Annotated in this window: 18 protein-coding genes; 4 read left to right on the plus strand and 14 right to left on the minus strand. The window is 68.6% G+C overall.

Going from position 1 to position 18,500, the window contains the following annotated elements; translation table 11 throughout:
* Positions 1 to 6: 6 nt before the first annotated feature.
* The 14 genes from BMY35_RS13125 to BMY35_RS13190 all read right to left on the minus strand — a co-directional run bounded on the left by BMY35_RS13125 (position 7) and on the right by BMY35_RS13190 (position 15,274).
* Complete coding sequence (locus BMY35_RS13125; protein ID WP_093199265.1) at positions 7 to 396, minus strand: DUF4280 domain-containing protein; 390 nt, start codon at positions 394 to 396, stop codon at positions 7 to 9.
* A 3-nt stretch (positions 397 to 399) separates the two neighbouring features.
* Entirely contained in the window at positions 400 to 1,128 is a 729-nt protein-coding gene (locus tag BMY35_RS13130) for a toxin-antitoxin system YwqK family antitoxin (protein WP_093199268.1), read from the minus strand.
* Between the two features lie 8 nt (positions 1,129 to 1,136).
* Positions 1,137 to 3,083 carry a type VI secretion system Vgr family protein gene (locus BMY35_RS13135; RefSeq protein WP_371287165.1) on the minus strand — a complete coding sequence of 649 codons (1,947 nt, stop codon included), beginning with the start codon at positions 3,081 to 3,083 and terminating at the stop codon, positions 1,137 to 1,139.
* Positions 3,084 to 3,100: 17 nt separating this feature from the next.
* Positions 3,101 to 5,848, minus strand: a complete 2,748-nt coding sequence (gene tssH, locus BMY35_RS13140) for a type VI secretion system ATPase TssH (protein WP_093199271.1) — start codon at positions 5,846 to 5,848, stop codon at positions 3,101 to 3,103.
* Positions 5,849 to 5,865: 17 nt separating this feature from the next.
* Complete coding sequence (gene tssG / locus BMY35_RS13145; protein WP_093199274.1) at positions 5,866 to 6,906, minus strand: type VI secretion system baseplate subunit TssG; 1,041 nt, start codon at positions 6,904 to 6,906, stop codon at positions 5,866 to 5,868.
* Positions 6,870 to 8,651 carry a type VI secretion system baseplate subunit TssF gene (tssF, locus tag BMY35_RS13150; protein WP_093199653.1) on the minus strand — a complete coding sequence of 594 codons (1,782 nt, stop codon included), beginning with the start codon at positions 8,649 to 8,651 and terminating at the stop codon, positions 6,870 to 6,872. The genes tssG and tssF overlap by 37 nt, the downstream gene beginning before the upstream one ends.
* A 10-nt stretch (positions 8,652 to 8,661) precedes the next feature.
* Positions 8,662 to 9,126: a type VI secretion system baseplate subunit TssE gene (tssE, locus tag BMY35_RS13155; protein WP_093199277.1), complete on the minus strand. Its 465-nt coding sequence runs from the start codon at positions 9,124 to 9,126 to the stop codon at positions 8,662 to 8,664.
* 32 nt (positions 9,127 to 9,158) lie between these two features.
* A complete protein-coding gene (locus BMY35_RS13160) occupies positions 9,159 to 9,641 on the minus strand; it encodes an Hcp family type VI secretion system effector (protein WP_093199281.1) in 483 nt (160 codons plus the stop codon).
* A gap of 50 nt (positions 9,642 to 9,691) precedes the next feature.
* The gene (gene tssC / locus BMY35_RS13165; RefSeq protein ID WP_093199283.1) at positions 9,692 to 11,191 is read right to left on the minus strand and encodes a type VI secretion system contractile sheath large subunit; all 1,500 of its coding nucleotides are present in this window, start codon (positions 11,189 to 11,191) and stop codon (positions 9,692 to 9,694) included.
* Between the two features lie 58 nt (positions 11,192 to 11,249).
* Positions 11,250 to 11,831, minus strand: coding sequence for a type VI secretion system contractile sheath small subunit (gene tssB, locus BMY35_RS13170; RefSeq protein WP_093199286.1), 582 nt, complete (start codon positions 11,829 to 11,831; stop codon positions 11,250 to 11,252).
* Positions 11,832 to 12,313: 482 nt separating this feature from the next.
* A complete protein-coding gene (locus BMY35_RS13175; RefSeq protein ID WP_093199289.1) occupies positions 12,314 to 12,553 on the minus strand; it encodes a hypothetical protein in 240 nt (79 codons plus the stop codon).
* A gap of 195 nt (positions 12,554 to 12,748) precedes the next feature.
* Positions 12,749 to 13,891: a phosphatidate phosphatase App1 family protein gene (locus tag BMY35_RS13180; RefSeq protein ID WP_093199292.1), complete on the minus strand. Its 1,143-nt coding sequence runs from the start codon at positions 13,889 to 13,891 to the stop codon at positions 12,749 to 12,751.
* 4 nt (positions 13,892 to 13,895) lie between these two features.
* Complete coding sequence (locus tag BMY35_RS13185) at positions 13,896 to 14,417, minus strand: dihydrofolate reductase (RefSeq protein ID WP_093199295.1); 522 nt, start codon at positions 14,415 to 14,417, stop codon at positions 13,896 to 13,898.
* Positions 14,418 to 14,431: 14 nt separating this feature from the next.
* The gene (locus BMY35_RS13190) at positions 14,432 to 15,274 is read right to left on the minus strand and encodes a thymidylate synthase (RefSeq protein WP_093199297.1); all 843 of its coding nucleotides are present in this window, start codon (positions 15,272 to 15,274) and stop codon (positions 14,432 to 14,434) included.
* Positions 15,275 to 15,345: 71 nt separating this feature from the next.
* Between BMY35_RS13190 and nthA the strand changes: the two genes are divergently transcribed.
* The 4 genes from nthA (at position 15,346) to BMY35_RS13210 (ending at position 18,495) form a co-directional block, all read left to right on the plus strand.
* Positions 15,346 to 16,044 (plus strand): nitrile hydratase subunit alpha, encoded by a 699-nt coding sequence (gene nthA / locus BMY35_RS13195; RefSeq protein WP_177213633.1) that lies wholly within the window; start codon positions 15,346 to 15,348, stop codon positions 16,042 to 16,044.
* The gene (nthB, locus tag BMY35_RS13200) at positions 16,041 to 16,706 is read left to right on the plus strand and encodes a nitrile hydratase subunit beta (protein ID WP_093199302.1); all 666 of its coding nucleotides are present in this window, start codon (positions 16,041 to 16,043) and stop codon (positions 16,704 to 16,706) included. The genes nthA and nthB overlap by 4 nt, the downstream gene beginning before the upstream one ends.
* Positions 16,703 to 17,065 (plus strand): nitrile hydratase accessory protein, encoded by a 363-nt coding sequence (locus BMY35_RS13205; RefSeq protein WP_093199305.1) that lies wholly within the window; start codon positions 16,703 to 16,705, stop codon positions 17,063 to 17,065. Before nthB ends, BMY35_RS13205 begins: the two co-directional genes overlap by 4 nt.
* Before the next feature lie 203 nt (positions 17,066 to 17,268).
* Positions 17,269 to 18,495: a glutamate carboxypeptidase gene (locus tag BMY35_RS13210; protein WP_256228367.1), complete on the plus strand. Its 1,227-nt coding sequence runs from the start codon at positions 17,269 to 17,271 to the stop codon at positions 18,493 to 18,495.
* Positions 18,496 to 18,500: the final 5 nt, after the last annotated feature.

The raw sequence follows: 18,500 nt of genomic DNA on the forward strand, positions 1-18,500 counted from the left end.
TTCGTGTCAGGGAACCATGGAGGTGAACTGCCCGGGCGCGACCACCTGGATCACGCCGCCCCAGTTGCAGGCGAGCTTCGAGCTGTCCTGCAGCGCGGGCATGTTGCCGACCAGTACCGTGGGCGAGCCGGGCGCCCAGGGCGCGGCAGTCACCGGGATGCAGGGCATGGGCGTGAAGGCGCCGAGCGCGGCGGCGGTGGCCGCGGCCACCATCGGGTTCGACATGCTGTTGCAGGTGCCGAAGGGCAGGATGTTGACGATCGGCTTGTTGTCCATGATGTTGGCGCCCGGCGTGCCACCGGTGAGCACGCTGCTCACGGGCAGCACCACGAGGTTGGACGGCGCCGCGCCGAAGCTGCACTGCAGCGTGGCTCCCATGCAGACGTGCATGCCCATGGCTCAGCCTCCCCTCACGAGCTTTTCCAGGCTCTTCATGAAGCCCGGCGACGCGGCGGTTTCCACGATCTCGCGGCCCGCCTCGTCGAAGCGGCGCGGCTTGCCGTGCGGCTTGCCCTGGCGGTAGGCGATCTCTTCCATCAGCTGCCCGCCGGGCCAGTAGCGGCGCAGCGGGCCGTGCAGCACGTTGGCCACGTAGGTCGACGACTGCGCCACGCCGCCGCCCGGCGCGTAGTCGGTGACTTCGCCGTCGAGCAGCCCGGCGCGGTAGCGCTCGCGCCGCACCATGCGTCCTTCGTGGAAGTAGCTCGCCTCGCCTTCGAGGCGGCCTGCCGCGTAGGGCAGCCGCGCCGTGACGTCGCCCGATTCGGCATACGACACCGCTTCGCCGTGCTGCACGCCGCGCACGTGCTGCAGCGTTTGCATCAGCTTGCCGCTGGGGTAGTAGCTGCGCGTGACGCCTTCGGCCAGGCCGCCGAGGCGCTGCGTTTCCTGCAGCAGCTGGCCGCGTTCGTCGTACATGCGCATCGCGCCGTGGGGCAGGCCGGCCTGGTAGGAGGCGTCGAGCACGGGCTTGCCCGTCGCCGAGAAGACCTGCATCGGCCCGTGCGGCAGCTCGCCCACGAACGAGGCGCGCGCCACCGTCCGGCCGGCGTCGTCCAGCGTCTCGCGCACCACGGCGGCAGGAAGTGCGGCGAGGTCCTTGGCGGGGAGGGAGGAAGGAAGTGCCATGGCGCCGCTCAGTTGATCTTCACCAGCCCGCCCTTGAGCGTGACCATGCCGCCGCCCTCGACGGAGTTCATGCCCGAGGCCTTGCTGCTGATGGAAGGCGCCTCGTTCGACAGCGTGGCACCGCCCTTGGCCGACAGCGCCACGCCGGCTTCTGCCTTGAAGTTGAGGCCGGCGTTGGCGCCCAGGTCGGTGCCGGCCTTCAGGTCCAGCGTCTGGGCCGACTTGATGAGCAGAGTGCCCGACACGTCGATCACCAGGTTGCCCGTGACCTTGAGCTCGTAGTTGCCCGTGACCGTCTGCGTGAAGTTGGCCTTGTTGTCGTGCGTTTCGTTGCCCGTGACGTCGAGCGCGCGCGTGCCCTTCACCGAGTGGGTCTCGTTGCCGGTGTCGACCTTGACGGTGCGATTTCCCTTGGTGACGGTGTGCAGCTCGTTGCCGGCCTTCACGGTGGTGGTGAGGTCGTTCTCGATCTCCACCAGCATGTCTTTCTGCGCGTGCAGGTAGAACTCCTCGGAGCCCTTCTTGTCCTCGAAGCGCAGCTCGTTGAAGCCCCCGCCGCCCTTCGTCGAGTTCGAGCGGATGGTGCTTTGCGAGGAACTGCCCGGCAGGGCGACCGGCGTCGCGTGCGTGCCGTTGTAGACGCTGCCCGAGACCAGCGGCCGGTCGGGGTCGCCGTCTACATAGCTGACGACCACTTCCTGCCCGATGCGCGGCAGGAAGAGCGCGCCCCAGCCTTCGCCGGCCCACATCTGCGAGACGCGGATCCAGCAGGAGCTCTTCTCGTCCTTCTTGCCCAGGCGGTCCCACGGAAACTGCACCTTGATGCGCCCGTGCTGGTCGGTCCAGATCTCCTCGCCGGCCGGGCCCACCACCCGCGCCGTGTGGCTGCCGGCCACCACCGGCCGCGGCGTGAGGCGCGGCGGGCGGAAGGGCAGAGCGGGAGGCAGGGTCTCGAAGCTGTTGCCGTAGTGCTCGAGATCGGCGTGGTGCCGCACGCTGTGGACCATGTGCTGCGCGTTGAGGTCCGCGCGCGGATGCTCTTCCAGCGTGAAGGTGGTGCCGGGCGTGAGGTAGTGGCAATGGCTGTCGCCGCGGCTGGACTGGCTGCCGCTCTGGTGCGCCTCCAGCCGGGTGCGCGCGCGCGGCTCTCCTGCCGACAGCGGCACGCGCGAGGGGTATTCGTAGTCCGTGCCGCGCCCGGTCTTGCCTTCGACCTTCTTCAGCAGGCTGGTGTCGGGCGTGAGGAAGTCGTAGTCGTCCACTTCCTGGCCCTTGGTCACCAGCCGCGCGTCGGACTCGAAGCGGGTGACGGCGTGGGCATGCGCGAAGCCTTCCTCGGAACTGCGCACGACCAGCTTGTCGGCGTGCGGGCACGGCGTGCAGGCCGAGTTGGCGTCGGCCAGCACCAGCGTGTGCTCGCCGTCCGCGAATGTGAAGAAGTAGAAGATGCCTTCCTCTTCCATCAGGCGCGAGACGAAGTCGAAGGCCGTCTCGTCGTAGCGCACGCAGTACTCGCGCGGCGTGTAGGTGCCGCTGAGCTGTAGCGCGAAGCTCACGCCGAAGTCGCCGAGCACCTTCTGCACGATGTCCGGCGTGCTCATGTTCTGGTAGATCACGCGGTCGCGGCCCAGCGTGAGCAGCCACATGCGTGGCACGAGTTCGAGCGTGTAGGTCGCGAAGTCGCGGTTGCTGCCCATGTAGGTGAAGCGCGAGACGATGCCGTTGAAGAAGCGGCTTTCCTTCTCGGGCCGCTGCAGCACGACCGTCGCCGAGGTGCCGATCACGGTGGCGGAATCCAGCGCGTCGTCGGAGGAGCGCATGGTCAGCGAGCAGGCGAAGAGCTGCGACAGGCCCTCGGTGGCCTGGAACGATTCCAGCAGCAGCGTGTCGGGCCCGAACGCGGTCTTCACCGTCAGAAAGGCGGCGTGCTGGGTGAAGCCTTCGCGCATGTTCATTGCTTCGTCGGCTCGGTTCAGCTCAGCGTGGACGGCTCGAAGCCGAAGGCGAAGGCGCCGTCGGCGCCCACGCCCATGTGCACCGCGGTGAAGGCGGCGGCCATCGAGATGCGCTCCAGCACCTGGCGCGAGAGCTCGGGCAGCACCGCGTGGGCCAGGATGTGGTCGATGTTGCGCGCGCCGCTGTCCACCTCGGTGCAGCGCGCGGTGATGGCGTCTTCCACCTGCGTGTCCCAGGTGAACTCGGCGTGATGGTTCAGCGCGAAGCGCCGCGCCAGCTTGCCCAGCTTGAGATTGACGATGGAGCGGATCTGCCCGTCGCCCAGATGGTGATAGGGCACCAGCGCCAGTCGGCCGAGGAAGGCGGGGCTGAACTGCTTGAGCAGCTCGGGGCGCAGCCGCTCCACCAGTTCCTCGGGATCGGGCCTGCGCCCGCCCTGCGATGCCTGCGTGATTACGTCCTGCGCGGCGTTGGAGGTCAGCAGGATCAGCGTGTTCTTGAAGTCGATCTGCACGCCTTCGCCGTCTTCCATGGTGCCCTTGTCGAACACCTGGAAGAACAGCTCCAGCACGTCGGGGTGCGCCTTCTCCATCTCGTCGAGCAGCACCACGCTGTAGGGCCGACGGCGCACCGCCTCGGTGAGCACGCCGCCGCGTCCGTAGCCCACGTAGCCGGGCGGCGCGCCCTTGAGGCTGGAGACGGTGTGCGCCTCCTGGAACTCCGACATGTTCACGGTGATGACGTTGCGCTCGCCGCCGTACAGCAGGTCGGCCAGCGCGAAGGCTGTCTCGGTCTTGCCCACGCCGCTCGGGCCCACCAGCATGAACACGCCCACGGGCTTGCCGGGATCGTCGAGATCGGCGCGGAAGGTGCGCACGCGCCGCGCGATGGCGTCGAGCGCGTCGTCCTGCCCGACCACGCGCTCGGCGAGCTTCTCTTTCAGGTTGAGCACCGTGTGAAGCTCGTCGGTCATCATCTTGCCGACCGGGATGCCGGTCCAGCCGGAGATGACCTCGGCCACCATCGTGCCGTCGACGCACACGGGCACCATGGGCTCGTCGTTCTGCAGCGCCTCCAGGCCTTTCTCCAGCCGGCGCAGCGCGGCGGTGAGCAGGGCGGGCTCGTTCTCCTCGTCGGCCGGCGGCGCGTCGCTGCGCAGGCTGTCGGCGATCTTCCGGCGCAGCGCGACGATCTCCATCACCGCGTGCTTTTCCTCGTCGACCTTGTCGGACAGGCGCTTGTGCTTCTGGCGCAGCGTGTCGAGCCGCGCGGAAAGGGCCGCGATGGCTTCCTGGTGGTCGCCGCCCGTGGCCGCTTCATGGCGCAGCACGCGCAGCTCGCTCTCGCCCGTGGCGATGTCGCGCGCGGCCGATTCGAGTTCGGCCGGCAGCCCGTTCTGCCCGATGGCCACGCGCGCGCAGGCGGTGTCGAGCACGCTGATGGCCTTGTCGGGCAGCTGGCGGCCGGTGATGTAGCGGTGCGAGAGCTTGACGGCCTCGCGCACCGCGTCGTCGACGATCTCCACGCCGTGGTGCTTCTCCAGCGTCTCGACCATGCCGCGCAGCATGTCGATGGCGACTTCCTCGCTCGGCTCCTCGACTTTCACGACCTGGAAGCGGCGCGCGAGCGCCGGGTCGCGCTCAACGTATTTCTTGTACTCGGCCCAGGTGGTCGCGGCGATGGTGCGCAGTTCGCCGCGCGCCAGCGCCGGCTTGAGCAGGTTGGCCGCATCGCCCTGGCCCTCGGCGCCGCCCGCGCCGATGAGCTGGTGCGCCTCGTCGATGAACAGGATCACCGGCGTGGGCGAGGCCTTGACCTCGGCGATGACCGACTTGAGCCGGTTCTCGAACTCGCCCTTCACGCCCGCGCCCGCCTGCAGCAGCGCGAGATCGAGCGAGCGCACAGACACCTGGCGCAACGCGGGCGGCACGTCGCCCTGCACCACGCGCTGCGCGAAGCCCTCGACCACGGCCGTCTTGCCCACGCCCGCCTCGCCGGTGAGGATGGGGTTGTTCTGGCGGCGGCGCAGCAGCACGTCGATGATCTGGCGGATCTCGCCGTCGCGGCCGCGGATGGGGTCGATGGCGCCGTCGCGCGCGAGCTGTGTCATGTCGACCGTGTACTGGTCGAGCGAAGGCGTGGCCGAGCTGCTGCGGCGCGCGGTGGGCATCTGCATCGCGCCGGCTTCGGGCGCGGGTTGCGGCGCGGCAGGCTGGTTCGTTGCAGGGGCGGAGTGGGCGGAGGGCGCCGGTGCGATCGGCGCGGCGGCCAGTGCCGCACCCGCCGCGTCTTCCGGCGAGGACTGCAGCAGGCCGGCCAGCTCGTCGCGCAGCGAGCCGCGCGGAATCTGCAGCAGCGCGGGCGCGGCGTCGACCAGCCGGCCGCGCAGGCGGTCGACCTCGAGCAGCGCCAGCATCAGGGTGCCCGAGCGCACGTGCTGCTGGCCCAGCAGCATCGAGCTCATGAGCCAGGCTTCCTGGAAGAGCGGCGCGAAATCGGGCGCCAGGCTCGGCGTGCGGCCGTTGCCGCGCTTGAATGTGTCGAGCGACTTCTGCAGCTGCGCCTGCACCGCGTCGGGCCGGATGCCGAAGCGGCCGAACACCAGCCGCAGGTCGGGCGCCTCGTTGTCCACCAGCTTTATCAGCAGGTGTTCGATGTCGACGTTGTAGTGCGTCTGCTGCACGCACAGCTCGGCGGCCTGTTCCATGGCGCGCTTGCATTCCGGGTTGAGCCGGCCGAGCAGGGTGCGGATGTCGATGTCCATAGGAGAGCGTGTTCGGATCAGCCGTGGGGCGCGTCGCCGCCGTCGCTGGTCAGGGTGTGTTGAACGGGCGGCAGCGTGCCGCGGAAGCCCGGCCCGGCGACCCAGGAGGTCCAGCCCAGGCGCATGGGGTTGGCGGCGCCGAGCACGCTGCTGCGCCTCTCTGCGGGCGCCAGCCGGAGTTCCATCTCGACCTTCAGGTCCTGCGGGATGAAGCGGCGCACCAGCCACTTGGCGAGCGCGTGGTCGGCACCGCGCGGCAGCAGGTCGCGCAGCCGCTGCTGGCTCAGCTCGCTGAAGACGAGCCGGATGCCCGCGCCCTGGTCCCATACGCGCTTGCCGAGCACGGCGCCGTTGCCCAGCGGCTGGCGCATGTCGAGCCGCGCCGATGCATCGGGCTCCAGCGTCAGCCAGCGGCCGCGGAATTGCGTGCCATCCACCTGCACGCCGAGGCGGTCGCGCAGCAGCGCCAACAGCGCCGTCATGCCGCGCGGCGCACCGCCGAGCAGGCCGGCATGGCGCAGCCACAGCGCGGAGCCGTCGGGTGCGCGCACGCCGGCGCGCAGGCCCAGTGCGCTGGCGGCGTCGAGCGTGGCGGCCAGCGTGGAGCGCGAGGGCGACTGCGGATTGAGCGCGACGTGGTGCTTGCGGCGGCTGCGGTACAGGAAGGCCAGGAAGCGGTGGTTGAAGATGTCGAGGAAGTCCGCCGTGGCGTGGTCGCGCTGCTGGCGGCGTTCCAGCAGCATCTCGGTGAAGGGCATCGGCAGCGGACCGCCGCTGCCGGCCAGCGAGAGCGCGGGCGTGGTGAGCGTCCAGGGCTCGCCGGTGGGCGCGCGGGTGCCCACTGCGCGCACGTCGCTGGCCTCGAAGGCCAGCGAGACGAAGGCATGCAGCCGCACGGCCTCGCGTTCGCGCGGGCCCTGCGAGCGGCCCACGGGCACCGCGTCGGGCGTGGCGCGCTCGAGCAGGCTGATGGCCTGGAACAGGTTGAAGTCCTGCGGGCGGGCGCTGAGTTCCTCGACGATCACAGCACCACCTGACGGCCCGTCATCGGCGCCCATTGCTTGCGAATCTCCTCGCCGCTGCGCACCGCGAGGCGCACGAAGGAGTTGACCGAGGTGTACATCGCGAAGAAGCGCGCGAGCACCGCCGACATCATCAGCGGCGAGCCGCCGACGAAGGCGTCGTCCTCGAATTCGAGCGTGACCTGCGTGCCGCGGCAGTAGCCGCGCCAGGCCTCGGTGCCCACGTGAGCGGTGACGCCGCGCGCCGTGAGCCCGGCGATGCCGCGGATCTGCGCATGGTCGCGCCGGCTGTCGGAGGCGAACAGCAGCAGCATCTCGCGCAGCTGCTCGCGGCCGGTGGAACCATCGACCAGCGACTGGTGGTTGAGCGTGAGCAGCGACACCAGCCGCCACAGCGTCTCGCTGCCCAGCGGCGGGTCGCGCTGGGCGGTGGGTTCGTAGAGGCAGCGCACGTGCGTGGGCTGGGGCGGGCCTTCGGCCAGCAGGCGCGCGCCCACGGGCACCTGCTCGGCGAGGCGGCGGTTGGTGCACAGCAGGTGCGCGTAGACCACGGGCTGCGCGGGCCGGGTGTGCGCCTTGCCCTGGTCGACGAAGGACAGGAAGACGTCGGTGCCGGGAATGTTCTGGCGCAGGCAGGGCTCGCGCCGCGCGGACCAGAACACCGCCTCCTGCGTGCCCCTGGCGCCGTCGACGTGGCCCAGCGCGGCGAAGCCCGGCACGTCGACGGGCTTGTCGGCGTCCGGGTCCGAGGCGACCACCGAGACGATGGAGTGCACCTCGGTGGTGGCGTCGCGCTGGCGGTCGGGCACCAGCAGGTATTCGTAGTGGCGCTGGTCCATCGCCAGCGGCTCGCTCACGCGAGGGAACAGGTTGACGATGGGCGTGCAGCCGAGCTGGAAGTTCTCGGCGTCGATGTAGCGCAGCGCGCGCGTTGAGCGGTCGAGCTGGAACGCCAGCTCGCAGCGCCTGCCGCTGCCCAGGCGCGAGCGCAGGTGATGCAGGTCGAAGAAATGGAACTTGCGCGGGAACGCGAAGTACTCCTGCAGCAGGCCGTAGGCGGGCTGCGCGTTGGCGGGCTGCGGCAGCACTTCCTCGCCCTCGGCGAAGCCGACCTCGCGCCATGCGTCGGCCGGCAGCACCTGCGGCATGCCGCCTTCGGGAATGACGGTAACCGACTTCACGCCCGACACCAGTGCGTCGTACAGCGGCATGGTGGTCATCCAGTCGCCCTGCAGGTGGATGCGCAGGCTTTCGATCTCCAGCGCGGAGAAATCCGCCTCGGCCTCGCATTCGAGCACCAGGCGCAGCACCGCGTCGGCATCGATGGCGGCGTGCGCGATGCGCAGCGGCCACAGCAGCGTGTCCCAGGCGGTGCGGAAGCGGCAGTCCTGCGACGAGGCGCCCGGCGCGTGCGGCGAGGTGCGCGCATGCAGCACGGTGTGGCGCGGCACGCGGAAGCCCGCGGTGACCTTGCCCTGCGCGGGATCGAGCCCGAACTGCGCCACCGACATCGAGGGCAGGGGCTGCACCAGCGAGGGGCAGAGGTTGTCGAGCAGGGCGTAGGCGACGTCGGGAAATTCCTGGTCGAGGTCGCGGTGCACGCGCGCCGACAGGAAGGCCACCGACTCGATCAGCCGTTCGGTGTGGGGGTCGAGCGATTCGCCGCCGTGCAGCGAGAGGCGCGATGCGACCTTGGGATAGCGCTGCGCGAAGTCCGCCCCCTGTCCGCGCAGGTAGGACAGCTCGCGCTTGTAGTACTGCAGCAGGTCGCTGTGCTGTATGTCGGACACGTCAGGCGACTTTCATCAGGCTGTCCGGCGCGCCGAGCAGCATCTCGAAGTCCACGCGGCGCAGGGCGAGCCCGGCGCGCGCCTGCGCGCCGATGCGCACCAGCGCCACCTCGTGCCGGTTGGCCGCGGCGCTCACCTGCACGCTCACGTCGGTGAGGCGCGGTTCGTATCGCGAAACGGCCGTGCGCAGCAGCGCCGCCAACTGCTGCAGGTCGGCTGCGTTCTGTGCGCTGAGCGAGGAAAAATCGGGAATGCCGTACTCCAGCACCGTGCCGCTGCCTTGCGCGTACTCGTCCGCCGACAGCGGCGAGCGCGTGTTGAACAGCCGGCGCAGCTCCCGGCCGATGGAGTCCTGCACGGACTCCATCGTCTCGAGATGCGCGCCTCCACGGGCATGCTCGGACTGCTGAGGCGACGCCAGCCGGTCGAACAGGGGGGCGACGCCCCCTTTGACGAGTTCGGACACGGTGGGCGCCGGGTGTCAGCGTCGGGCCATCATCAGGTGGCCGCGACGTTCTTCGAGATATCCCAGCCGAACGGTGCGACGCCTTCCTGGCCGCCTTCTTCCTTCTGCTTCGTGTACTCGACCTTGATGGCCGCGTAGTTCAGGGAGATGCTTTCAGATGGCAGGTCGCCGCCGCTGGAGACCGAGAAGCCGCTGAGGATCACGTCGGTCAGCGTCACCACCATCAGGGGCAGCAGGCCGCTCTTGTCCTCGCGCGGGAAGGTGATGACGGTGTCGCCCGCCAGCACCTCGCCGCCGGCGAGCTTCTGCAGCAGCTGGGGCGTGGCGGAGTCGGTCGTGCGGGTCACCGTGATTTCGGAGAAGCTGGGCTTGCCCGCGGTGCGTTCCTGGTTGGAGGTGCCCGCGGTCACGGCGAGGCCGGCACCGAACTGGAAGCTCTGGACTTCCATCTGGTCTTCGTGGCCCTTGATCTGGGTCTGACCTTTGACCCCTGGCATCTTGAGATAGATAGGCATGTGCGTGTTCTTTCAGGTTGTCTGTATGTCGACGTAGAAGTTGTGGGGCGTCAGGCCGCTGCGGCCGGCAGGTCGGCCACCAGGCGGATCGAGGCCGAGAGTTCCTCGAGCTGGAAGTGAGGCTTCAGGAAGGCGATGGCGCGGTACGAGCCCGGCTTGCCCGGCACTTCGGTCACGTCGACGCGGGCCTGGCTCAGCGGGTACTTGGCCTTCATTGCCTGCGGCGCGGAGGGGCTCACGAGCACGTAGTTGGCGACCCAGTTGTTCAGGTGCTTCTGCATGTCGGCCTGCGTCTGGAAGCTGCCGATCTTGTCGCGCACGATCACCTTCAGGTAGTGGGCGAAGCGCGACGCGGCCAGGATGTAGGGCAGGCGGGCCGACACGGCGGCGTTGGCGTTGGCCGCGTCCTTGTCGTACACCTTGGGCTTGTTCACGGTCTGGCCGCCGAAGAAGGTGGCGGTGTTCGAGCCCTTGGAATTGACGATGGCGATGAAGCCCAGGTCGCTCAGCTCCTTCTCGCGGCGGTCGGTGATGGTCACTTCCGTCGGCGGCTTCAGGGCGATGTCGCCTTCGTCCGTCTTGTAGGCGTGGGCCACCATGCCGTCGACCTTGCCGCCGCCTTCCACGCCGCGGATGGCGGTGGTCCAGCCGTACAGCGAGTGCGCCTGCGTGATGCGAAGGCCCAGCTGGTAGGCGGCATTGGCCCACAGGTACTTGCCGTGGTCGGTGCCGTCCACGTCTTCCTCGTAGTTGAAGTTCTCCACGGGAATGGTCTTGGCGCCGTAGGGCAGGCGGGCCGCGTAGCTGGGCAGCACCAGCGACACGTAGCGCGAGTCTTCCGATTCGCGGAAGCCGCGCCACGAGGCGAGCTCGGCGCTCTCGAAGGTCTTGGACAGGTCGCGCGGAATGCCCAGCTCGGTGAACGACTTGAAGTCGAACAGGGCAGGAGCGGCCGCGGCGATGAAGGGCGCGTGCGCGGCGGCGGCCACGCGGGAGATGCGCTCCAGCAGTGCGATGTCCTGCGGGTGGCGGCCGAAGTAGTAGTCGCCGATCAGCAGCGAGTAGGGGTGGCCGCCGTAGGTGCCGTATTCCTCTTCGTAGATCTTCTTGAAGAGCACGCTGGTGTCGTGGTCGACGGCGGTCTCCAGGTCCTTCAGCAGGTCCTTCTTGCTCACGTTGAGCAGGCGCAGCTTCAGGTTGCTGCCGGTCTCGGTGCCGAACACCAGGTCGTGCAGGCCGCGCCACGAGGCTTCGAGGGCCTGGAACTCGGCAGCGTGCAGGATCGCGTTGAGCTGGTCGGTCAGCAGGCGGTCGATTTCGGCGACGCGCTCGTTGATCAGCGTGACCACGCCCTTGTCGGGGCTGGTCTTCATGCCTTCGTCGAGGATCTGCGAAGCCAGCTGGCCGATCAGCTTCTTCGCGTAGGCGCCCTGCGAGGGCTCCGTCGTCATGTTGCCTTCGTAGACGATCTTGTCGAGCAGGCTCAGGTCACTGGTCGTGACGGTGGTTGCTGCGCTGCCGGCTTCGGCTGCCTTTGATTTGTTGGCCATCTCTATCACCATTCATGAAGTGCCGGGTCGCGCGCAGGCGCGGCGCCGGCGTGGTTGATCACGCTGCCGGTGCTTCGGCTTCGGGGGACGATTGGGTCTGCGCGGCTTCGGGCGCTGCCGCGGCGGCTTGCGTCGAAGCGGCGCCGGCTTCGGCCCTGGCCTGGCTCTGGACCGCCTTCAGGTCTTCGCTGTTCTGGACCACGCGCTCGAGCAGGCCGTCGAGTTCGTCGTTGCCGTCGAGCTTGGCGAGCAGGTCGCGCAGCTGCTGGCGTGCCTCGAGCAGCTTGGCCAGGCGCGGCACCTGGCTCACGATGGCTTCGGGATGGAAGTCGGCGAACTCCTTGAAGTTCAGCTCGATCTTCAGGTTGCCGTCGCCCTTCATGGTGTCGGGCACGGAGAGGTCGAGGCGCGGCGAGATGTTGCCGAGCACGCCGTCGAAGTTGTCGCGGTCGATCTCGACGAAGCGGCGCTCCTTGAGCTTCGGCAGCGGCTGCTCGGGCTGGCCGGACAGGTCGGCCAGCAGGCCCACCACCAGCGGCAGCTCCTTCTTCTCGACTGCGTCGCCGATCTCGACGTCGTAGGTGATCTGGACGCGCGGCGGACGATTGCGTCCAACCCATTTTTGCAGGCTATTCGACATTTTTCGCTCTCAGAAAAGGTTGATGTGACAAGAACACTCGTTGCGGTTTTCGACGCCCGTCGCCTGGTCGGGCGGCGCGCGGTCCGTTGCCGTTGCAGTCCCGGCAATGCATCAAAGACGGCACGAAAGATACAAATCGAGATATCTGCTAACAATCCCCAGAATTGGGTAGGTACCCCATGTCACGGGTAGGAGCCGATGAAAAAGCAAGAGATTGCGTACCCAAAAACTCCTCTTTTGAGGGTTTCGTCACGTAATTGACATGCAAATGGCTGGCGTGCTACCGAATCGGCGCGCGAGCAGGCGCATCCGGCCGCGCGGATGGCATGAGAGGAGGGGCGTGGAATGTTCGCGAGCCGGTCAGCGCGCGCGAAAAAAGAGGGCTATTTGTAACAGCCGGAATGGGGGCGCCGCAGCCATGGCGGCGGCATGAAAGAGGGGGCTTGCGCGGAGGAAAACGCCGCGGCGCTTTCCGCGTTTGCCTAGAGCTCGATGAATGCCGAGGTGGCCTTGTTGAGCGCCAGCCTGCCCTTGGCCGTGATCGATTCGACCTGGGCGAGCTGTTGAATCGCGCGCACGTCGGGGGCGCGATCCGAAGGCGGGATGAAGGCCGTCACCAACTCCGCCGCACGCAGCACGCGGACCCTGTCGATGTCCGCCGGCGTGTGGATGACATATGGCAATTTCTGCTCGGCGATAGCCCGAAGAAATTCCATGGACATGAGCCGTCTCCTTTTGGTTGAGGGCGTTGCGGACATTGTGCGCACAAACAATTAGCGTTGTCTAAACCCTGCGCTGCGCGTGCCTTTCTTCGCGTGTACCGAAGTGTTCCTTTCGCGCCGTGGAGGCGACGAAGGTGCCAGTTTGTTTCCGGCAACCTGCCTGTGGGCTGACCAGTTTTTCGCGTCGTCGCGCCGCTAGCTGACGGCCTGGACGGGCCACGCGGTGGTGTCGGGCATCACGACATGCCACCGGACCGGATCGATGTCTTCGAAGGTCGCGCGATAGCGATCGGAGGTGCGGCTCTCGCCGGTCACGTCGCGTATCACGATGCTGTCGATGCGCTGCGGATGCGAGCGAAACGTTTGCGCGTAGATCTCGGGATCGGCCTCGCCCGAATCGCCCACCAGCACGAAGCGCCGCTGCGGAAATTCGGCGAGCAGCCGCTCGATCACGCCGAGCTTGTGCCCGCGCGAATCGTCCTCGCCGGGAATCAGCGTGCGCCAGGTCGTGCTCTCGCGCAGGTGCATGCTGCCCGCGGGAAAGTCCGAGGCGCGGATGAAGTCGGAGAGCGCGGGGTAGAGCTGTATGGGGCTCGCCGAGAGATAGTGAAAGCGCGTGTCGGGTGTCTTCGCGAGTTCGCGGTACCAGCCCGCCATGCGCGGTGCCGCCTCGAAGCGGCGCGCGAAGGTGTTGAGCAGCATCTCGCGCCGGTCGCGCACCTGCGTGCGCTTGATGGTGTCGTCGATGTCCGAGATGACCGACACGCCCTGCGCGGGCACGACGAGCGCCTGGCCCCTGAAGCGGTGCAGCAGCTCGCCCGGGCCCGTCACGCCATGGAATTGCACCCACTCGCGCGGCGAGGGCGAGGTGGGCAGCAACGGTGCGCGCGGCACGTCGATCACGATGCGGAGGTTGGTGCGGCCGTCCTTGCCCGAGGCGGGCATCGTTACGCGATCGGAACTGTTGTCGAAGGCGACGTCGATCACCTTGTCTTCTTCCGATTCCGCATGGAACAGCGCTGTGCGCTGGCTGAAGCGCAGGCGCGCGGCGGGCGAGAGTTTCTTCAGGCTCAGGCCGAGATAGCGCGCGAGGGCAGTGTCGAGGCCCCAGCGGCGTTCGCGCTCGAAGATCCAGGCGTGGATGTCGACTTCGAGCCGGCCGTCGATCGTGGGGCGCGCGATGCCCGTCATGAAGAGTGCCTCTTCGTCGGGCTCCAGAGGCTCCGCGGCCTGCAGCGCCCGCATCGGCGCGAGGCCCGCGAGCAGTGCCGCGCCCGCCAACACCGAACGGCGCCGCAGGCCGGGCAGGGTTGGCCGGTGCGCAGCGGGGCCGTTCATCGCTTCACTTCGTCGCGGGGGCGACGCGCTCGTAGGTCACGAAGCTGAAGCCCAGGCCTTCCTTGGCCGAGACATGCGATTCGCGCTGCGTCTCGCGCCAGGAGGCGGCATCGAGTTCCGGTGCGTAGGCATCGCCTTCGTAGTCGCGCGCGACCTCGGTCACCACCGCGCGCTGCGCGAGCGGCTCGGCCTCGGCGTAGATCTGCGCGCCGCCGATCACCCAGGCGGTGTCGACCTCCGGCGATTCGCACAGCGACAGCGCCTCCTGCAGGCTGCCCGCGCGATGCGCGCCCTCGGCCTGCCAGCCGGCTTGCCGCGTGACGACGATGTTGCGCCGGCCCGGCAGCGGGCGGAAGCGCGGCGGCAGCGAGTCCCAGGTCTTGCGGCCCATGATCACCGGCGCACCCGCGGTCTGCTGCTTGAAGTGCGCCATGTCCTCCGGGATGTGCCAGGGAATGGTGTTGTTCACGCCGATCACGCCGTTGGCGGCGCGGGCGAAGATGAGGTTGATGCGGGGCTTGCTCATTCCACTCGCGCCGCTCACACCGCCACCGGTGCCTTGATGGCTTCGTGGTGCCGGTAGTCGAGCACCTCGAAGTCCTCGTACTGGTAGTCGAAGATGGACGCCGGCTTGCGCTTGATGTTCAGCGTGGGGTAGGGGTAGGGCGTGCGGCTGAGCTGCAGCGCCACCTGCTCGGCATGGTTGCTGTAGATGTGGCAGTCGCCGCCGGTCCAGATGAAGTCGCCCACGTCGAGGTCGCACTGCTGCGCGATCATGTGCGTTAGCAGCGCGTAGCTCGCGATGTTGAAGGGCACGCCAAGGAAGATGTCTGCGCTGCGCTGGTAGAGCTGGCAGCTGAGCTTGCCGCGTTCGCCCTCGGCCTGGGGCGGCGCCACGTAGAACTGGAAGAAGGCGTGGCAGGGCATGAGCGCCATCTTCGAGAGTTCGGCCACGTTCCACGCGCTCACGATGATGCGGCGCGAATCGGGGTTGGTCTTCAGCGTCTTGATGACTTCGGCGATCTGGTCGATGTGCCCGCCATCGGGCGTGGGCCAGCTGCGCCATTGAACGCCGTACACCGGGCCCAGGTCGCCGTCCTCGCGCGCCCATTCGTCCCAGATGGTGACGCCGCGCTCCTTGAGCCAGTTGTTGTTGCTCGATCCGGTGAGGAACCACAGCAGTTCCTGGATGATGGACTTCAGGTGCACCTTCTTCGTGGTGACCAGCGGGAAGCCCTCGTTCAGGTCGAAGCGCATCTGGTGGCCGAACACGCTCTTGGTGCCCGTGCCCGTGCGGTCGCTCTTGAAGACGCCATGGGTGTCGACATGGCGCATGAAATCTTCGTACTGGGAGCGGACGGGGCGGGCGGGCGTGGAGGTCATGGGGGAGGGGCTTCCGGGGGGATCTGGCGGGAGGCTTCGAATTTTAAGTGCCCGGGCGTAGCATCGCCCGGATGAGCCCGAACCACCCCCACGACGACCACCAGCATCACGACCACGACCACGACCACGGCCACGGCCACGGCCACGGCCACGGCCACGGCCACGAACACAGCGAACTCGGCGAGATGGACCTGCGCGTTCGCGCGCTCGAGAGCGTGCTCGCGCAGAAGGGCTACATCGACCCCGCCGCGCTCGACGCGCTGATCGACACCTACCAGACCCGCGTCGGCCCGCGCAACGGTGCGCGGGTGGTGGCGAGGGCCTGGGTCGACCCGGCCTTCAGGCAGTGGCTGCTGGCCGATGCCACCGCGGCGATCGCCTCGCTCGGCTACACGGGCAGGCAGGGCGAGCACATGGTGGCGGTGGAGAACACCGACGAGCTGCATCACATGGTGGTCTGCACGCTGTGCAGCTGCTACCCGTGGCCGGTGCTGGGCCTGCCGCCCACCTGGTACAAGAGCGCGCCGTACCGCTCGCGCGTGGTGAAGGATCCGCGTGGCGTGCTCGCCGACTTCGGCACCGCGCTGCCCGAGAGCACGCGCATCCGCGTGTGGGATTCGACCGCCGAGGTGCGCTACCTCGTCATTCCGCAGCGACCCGCCGGCACCGAAGGCCTGGGCGAAGAAGAGCTTGCCGCGCTGGTCTCGCGCGATTCGATGATCGGCACTCGGCTGGCCGGCGCGCCTGCCGAATCGGGGAGCGCCGCATGAGCTACGTGACGAAGGCCGACCTCGGCGGACAGCCGGGATTCGGCAAGGTGGTGCCCGAAGCCGAAGGCGAACTCTTCCACGCCGACTGGGAGCCGCGCGCGCTGGCGCTGGTGCTGGCCATGGGCGCGACAGGCTCATGGAACATCGACGCGAGCCGTGCCGTGCGCGAGACGCTGCCGGACTATCGCGAACTGAGCTACTACCAGATATGGCTCGCCGCGCTGGAGCAGTTGATGCTGCAGCGCGGACAGGTCTTTCCGGACGAGATCGAGAGCGGGCAGATGCGCCACGCGGCCGCGCCCGTGGCCCGCGTACTGCAGGCGGCCAATGTGCCCGCCGTCCTCGCCAAGGGCTCGCCCACCGAACGACCGGCGCCGGCCCCGGCACGCTTCGCGCCGGGCCAGCCGGTGCGCATGCACCTGGGCAAGGTCGACCACCACACGCGGCTGCCGGGTTATGTGCAGGGCAAGCGCGGCACCGTCGTCCACGTGCATGGCGCGCACGTGTTCGCCGACACGAACGCGCAGGGGCTCGGCGAGCAGCCGCAGTGGCTCTACACGGTGGAGTTCGACGAAGCCGAACTGTGGGGCGACGATGCGCCGCGCCAGAACCTCTCGGTGTCGGTCGATGCGTGGGAAAGCTATCTGGAGGCGGTGGCATGAGCGGCATCCCCCTTTCGCCCGGCATGCCTCGCGACGCCGACGGCCCCGTCTTCAACGCCCCCTGGGAAGCGCAGGCCTTCGCCATGACGCTGGCGCTGCACGAGCGCGGCCTCTTCACCTGGCCGGAATGGGCCGAGGCGCTGGCCGTGCAGATCGCGGCGGCACAAGCTGCGGGCGATCCTGATACCGGCGATACCTACTACCGCCATTGGCTCGCGGCGCTCGAGGGCCTGGTGGCCCGCAAGGGCGCCAGCTCCGGCGACGAGCTCGCCCGCTATCGCCACGCCTGGGAGCACGCGGCCGGTCGCACGCCGCACGGCCAGCCGATCGAGCTGCGCGGGGAAGACTTTCCCGGCTGAGGTGCCTGCGCGTATGTAGAGTGCGGGCGGCAGCGCCCGCGCCGCGAGCTTGATCCGTTCGCGAGGCGGGTGGTAGCCTGCCGCGCCTCTCCCGGCTTTCCATCAACAGAACGGACAACATGACGACTCACTCGCGCCATCTTTCCCCGGCTCCCTTTCCGGCTCCTTCGGCCATGAAATCCGCGGCACCCGCCCGCCGCCGCATGCTCGCCGTCGCCCAGTGCGCTGCGCTCGCATGCGCGTTCCTCGCCGGCAGCGCGATGGCCCAGAAGCCGCACCAGGGCGTGCTCGATGCGGCCACGCAGAGCAAGGACGGCGCGCTGAAGATGCTGGAGACGATGGTCAACATCGATTCGGGATCGGCCGACACCGCGGGTCTGGCCAAGGTGCGCGAGCTGGCAGTGGAAGAGCTGCGCAAGCTCGGCGCGCGCATCGAGACCTTTCCGGCCGATCCGCATCCCGGCACCAACGTGGTGGCCACGCTGACGGGTCAGGGCAAGAAGAAGATCCTGATCCTCGCGCACATGGACACCGTCTTCAAGGAAGGCACGGCCGCGGCCAAGCCCTTCTACATCAAGGACGGCCGAGCCTACGGCCCCGGCGTGATGGACGACAAGGGCGGCGTGGTGGCGGGCCTCTACGCGCTGAAGATCCTGCAGCAGATCGGCTTCAAGGACTATGGGCAGATCACCTTCCTGCTCGACACCAACGAGGAGACCGGCTCCGTGGGCACCAGCGCGCTCATCGAGCGCGTGGCCAAGCAGCACGACGTGGCGCTGAACCTGGAGCCGGGCCGCCCGGCCGACGGCCTCGTGGTCGAGCGCAAGGGCTCGGCCACCGCGCTCGTCGAGGTGAAGGGGCTTGCCGCCCACGCGGGCGTGGCGCCCGAGGCGGGCCGCAACGCGGCGATGGAAGTGGCGCACCAGGTGCTGCAGCTGTCGAAGACTGCCGACGCGGCGAAGAAGACCACCGTCAACTTCACGGTGCTCACGGCCAACGGCCCGACCAACGTGATCCCCGCGACGGCCAGCGCCAAGGGCGACGTGCGCGCCGCCACGCCCGAGGAACTCGACCGCGTGGAGAAGGACCTGGTCCGCATCTCGCAGAACAAGCTCATTCCCGAGACCGAGGTGCGCGTGCGCCTGATCCGCGGCCTGCCGCCGATGCCGCGCTCGCCCGCGTCCGACAAGCTGGTGACCATGACCGAAGGCATCTACGCCGAGATCGGCAAGAAGCTCACCATCGAGAGCAGCGGCGGTGCGGCCGACGCTAGCCTGGTGGCGGGCGTCGGCGTGCCGGTGCTCGACGGCTTCGGCATCGTGGGCGGCGGCATCCACACGCCGGAGGAATACGCGGAAGTCGAGAGCGTGGTGCCGCGGCTCTACCTGCTCTCGCGCATGCTGATGGACCTGTCCGGCAGCAGCAACTGAGGCCG

The sequence above is a fragment of the Variovorax sp. YR750 genome (assembly GCF_900109805.1).
Classification (GTDB): domain Bacteria; phylum Pseudomonadota; class Gammaproteobacteria; order Burkholderiales; family Burkholderiaceae_C; genus Variovorax; species Variovorax gossypii.